The organism is Variovorax sp. 01T439_2 (genome assembly GCF_056398445.1).
In genome coordinates, this window is the sequence record NZ_JBFTPJ010000539.1 from 1 (window position 1) to 4,079 (window position 4,079).

A 4,079-nucleotide genomic window follows, 5' to 3' on the forward strand; every position below is an offset into this window, starting at 1 on the left:
GGCCACTACCTGCCGCTGTGCACCATCGCCTGGGGCCTGAGCCTGTACTACCTGCTCGGCAACATGGACTTCCTCGGCGGGCAGACGGGCATCACCGGCGTGCCGCCATTGGTGATTGCCGGCTACTCGCTGGCCACGCCGCGCGCGCTGGGCGTGGTGATCTGGGCCGTGCTGCTGCTCGCGCTGTGGGCCATGCACAACCTGCTCGACTCGCGCGAGGGCCGGGCCATCCGCGCGCTCAAGGGCGGGCGGCTGATGGCCGAGTCGATGGGCGTGGACACCGCCCGCCACCGCGTGAAGCTGTTCGTGCTGGCTGCGCTGCTGGCGGCCGTCTCGGGCTGGCTCTATGCGCACCTGCAGCGCTTCGTGAATCCGACGCCCTTCAACCTGAACATCGGCATCGAGCTGCTGTTCATGGCGGTGGTGGGCGGCGCGGGCCACCTGTGGGGTGCGGTGCTGGGCGCCGCGCTCATCACGCTGCTGAAGGAAAAGCTGCAGGACGTGCTGCCATCGCTGCTGGGCAGCAGCGGAAACTTCGAAGTGATCGTGTTCGGCCTGCTCATGCTGTTCGTGCTGCAGCGCTTTGCGGACGGCCTGTGGCCCACGCTCGCGCGCATCGCGAGCCGCTGGGTGCGCCCGCATGCCCCGGCCGCGAGCCATACCGCGCCGGCCGTGCAGCTCGCGCACCGCAACCTGCCCGCCCGGGGCGAGGTGCTGCTGCAGGCCACCAAGGTCAGCAAGCGCTTCGGCGGCCTGGTGGCCAACAACGACATCTCGATGACACTGAAGGCCGGCGAGATCCATGCGCTGATCGGACCGAACGGCGCGGGCAAGAGCACCTTCTTCAACATGGTCTCGGGCGTGGACGATCCGAGCTCCGGCGAAGTGCGGCTCGCGGGCCAGGCGATGACGGCCAGGCCCTCGCGCGTGTTCGCCGCGCTGGGCCTGGGCCGCACCTTCCAGCATGTGCGCCTGCTCGGTGCGCGCAGCGTGGCCGAGAACGTGGCGCTCGGCGCCCACCTGCGCGCCCGGCGCGGCTGGCTCGCCGCGATGCTGCGGCTGGACCGCGCCGAGGAAGCCGCGCTGATGGCCGAGGCGCGCCGCCAGATCGAGCGCTGCGGCCTCGGCGCGCATGCCGACACGCCGGCCGCATCGCTCTCGCTGGGCCAGCAGCGCGTGGTCGAGATTGCACGCGCGCTGGCCGGCCAGCCTTCGGTGCTGCTGCTCGACGAGCCCGCAGCGGGCCTGCGCCACCTGGAGAAGCGCGCGCTTTCGGTGTTGCTGGACCAGCTGCGCGCCGAAGGCCTGGGCATCCTCGTGGTGGAGCACGACATGGAATTCGTGATGAACCTGGCCGACCGCATCACGGTGCTCGAATTCGGCACCGTGATCGCCACCGGCACGCCGGCCGAAGTGCAGGCCAATCCGCGCGTGCTCGAAGCCTACCTGGGCGGTGCCGACGACGAACTGCTGGAAGAAGCACGATGAGCACGCCCATCCTTCAACTCGACGGCTTCTGCGTCGCCTACCGCAGCGTCGAAGCGGTGCACAGCGTGCGCCTGCATGTGAACGAAGGCGAGATCGTCACCGTGATCGGCCCCAACGGCGCGGGCAAGACCACGCTGCTGTGCGCGGCGATGGGGCTCCTGCCTTCCACCGGCGCGCTCATGCTGCACGGCGAGCGCATCGCGCGCCCGAGCGTCGAGACCATGGTGGCGCGCGGCGTGGCGCTGGTGCCCGAGCGGCGCGAGCTGTTCGGCGAGATGTCGGTCGAGGACAACCTGCTGCTCGGCGGCTTCTACCAGTGGCGCAAGGGCAAGCGCGACCAGCGTGCGCGCATGGAAGAAGTGTTCGAGATCTTCCCGCGGCTGCGCGAACGCAAGCCGCAGCTGGCTTCGACGCTCTCGGGCGGCGAGCGCCAGATGCTGGCCATCGGCCGCGCGCTGATGGCGCGGCCCCGCCTGCTGATGCTCGACGAGCCATCGCTGGGCCTGGCGCCGCTGGTGGTGCGCGAAGTGCTGCGCGTGGTCTCGCAATTGCGAAGCCATGGCGTCTCGGTGCTGCTGGTGGAGCAGAACGCACGCGCCGCCCTGCAGGTGGCCGACCGGGCCTATGTGCTCGAGATGGGCGCCGTCGCGCTCGAAGGCCACGCACGCGAATTGATGCACGACCAGAGAATCATCGACACCTACCTGGGCATCGGAAAGAAGGAATGACCCCGGATTTTCTCCCTCCCCTTCCGGGGGWGGGTTGGGGTGGGGGCAAGCGGCGCCTGACAGAGCACTGCGCCGAACGAACGCCACTTGCCCCCATCCCTACCTTCCCCGGAAGGGGAAGGGGCAATACCAAGACAGCGAAAGGACACCCGCATGACCACCCTTCAAAGCTACATCGCCGGCCGCTGGATCGGCCAGCAGGGCGCGCAGCAGCTGCGCAGCGCCGTCAACGGCCAGCCCGTGGCCAGCACGCATGCCGAGGCCATCGACTTTGCCGAAGCGCTCGCCCACGCGCGCCGCGTCGGCCTGCCCGCGCTGATGGCGCTCGACTTCCAGCAGCGCTCCGAGCGGCTGAAGGCACTGGCCAAGCACCTGGCCGCCCACAAGGAAACGCTCTACGCGATCTCGGCCCACACGGGCGCCACGCGCACCGACAGCTGGATCGACATCGAAGGCGGCGCCGGCACGCTCGCTGCCTATGCCGGCATCGGCAGCAACGAGCTGCCCTCGGGCAACCTGGTGCATGAAGGCCCGGCCTTTGCGCTCGGCAAGAAGGGGGGCTTTGCGGGCACGCACATCCTGGTGCCGCGCGGCGGCGTGGCGGTGCACATCAACGCCTTCAACTTTCCGGTGTGGGGCCTGCTCGAGAAATTCGCACCCAGCTTTCTCGCGGGCATGCCCTGCATCGGCAAGCCGGCCACGGCCACCAGCTATCTCACCGAGGCGCTGGTGCGGCTCATCGTGCAGTCGGGCATCCTGCCCGAGGGCAGCCTGCAGCTGGTCGTGGGCGGCACGGGCGACCTGCTCGACCGGCTCGAAGGGGCCGACGTGGTCACCTTCACCGGCTCGGCCGACACCGCCGCCAGGCTGCGCGTACACCCGAACCTGGTGCGCCACTCGATCCCGTTCAACGCCGAGGCCGACTCGCTCAACTGCGCGATCCTCGCGCCCGACGTGACGCCGGGCGACGAGGAGTTCGACCTGTTCGTGAAGGAAGTGGCGCGCGAAATGACCGTCAAGGCCGGCCAGAAGTGCACCGCCATCCGGCGCGCGATCGTGCCGCGCCAGCATCTCGATGCGGTGGCCGAACGCTTGCGCGCGCGGCTGGCCAAGACCGTCATCGGCGATCCCTCGCGCGAAGAGGTGCGCATGGGCGCCCTCGCCTCGCATGCGCAGCAGGCCGACGTGGCCGAGCGCGTCGCCACGCTGCTGCAGGGCGCCGAGCTGGTCTACGGCGAGCGCGACGGCTTCTCGCCGGTGGGTGACGGCGTGGCCGGAGGTGCCTTCTTCGCGCCCACGCTGCTCCTGAGCCGGAGGCCCCTCGAACACGATGCCGCGCACGATGTCGAAGCCTTCGGCCCCGTCAGCACGCTGATGCCCTACGACGGCATCGACGAAGCCCTGGCGCTGGCCGCGCGCGGGCGCGGCAGCCTGGTCGGCACGCTGGTCACGCGCGACCCGGCCATCGCGGCCAGGGCCATTCCGGTGGCCGCCGCATGGCATGGCCGCCTGCTGGTGCTCGACCGCGAGGCCGCGGCCGAATCAACCGGCCACGGCTCGCCGCTGCCGCAGCTCAAGCATGGCGGCCCGGGCCGCGCGGGCGGCGGCGAAGAGCTCGGCGGCCTGCGCGCCGTGAAGCACTACCTGCAGCGCGCCGCGGTGCAGGGCTCGCCCACCATGCTGGCCGCGATCACCGGCGAACACGTGCGCGGCGCGGCCGTGCGCGAGAGCGAGGTGCACCCGTTCCGCCGCCACTTCGAAGACCTGCGCATCGGCGACTCGCTGCTCACGCACCGCCRCACCGTCGGCGAGGCCGACATCGTGGCCTTCGGCGGCATATCGGGCGACTATTTCTACATGCAC

3 protein-coding genes are annotated in these 4,079 nt (G+C 70.6%); all 3 read left to right on the forward strand.

What is annotated here, in order from left to right:
- The coding region (locus tag AC1DOC_RS22640; protein ID WP_478130524.1) for a branched-chain amino acid ABC transporter ATP-binding protein/permease at window positions 1-1,488 on the forward strand (1,488 nt) is incomplete at its 5' end.
- Complete coding sequence (locus AC1DOC_RS22645) at window positions 1,485-2,216, forward strand: ABC transporter ATP-binding protein (protein WP_478083307.1); 732 nt, start codon at window positions 1,485-1,487, stop codon at window positions 2,214-2,216. The genes AC1DOC_RS22640 and AC1DOC_RS22645, both read left to right, overlap by 4 nt.
- Window positions 2,217-2,369: 153 nt before the next feature.
- On the forward strand, window positions 2,370-4,079 hold a 1,710-nt coding region (paaZ, locus tag AC1DOC_RS22650), incomplete at its 3' end, for a phenylacetic acid degradation bifunctional protein PaaZ (protein WP_478130525.1).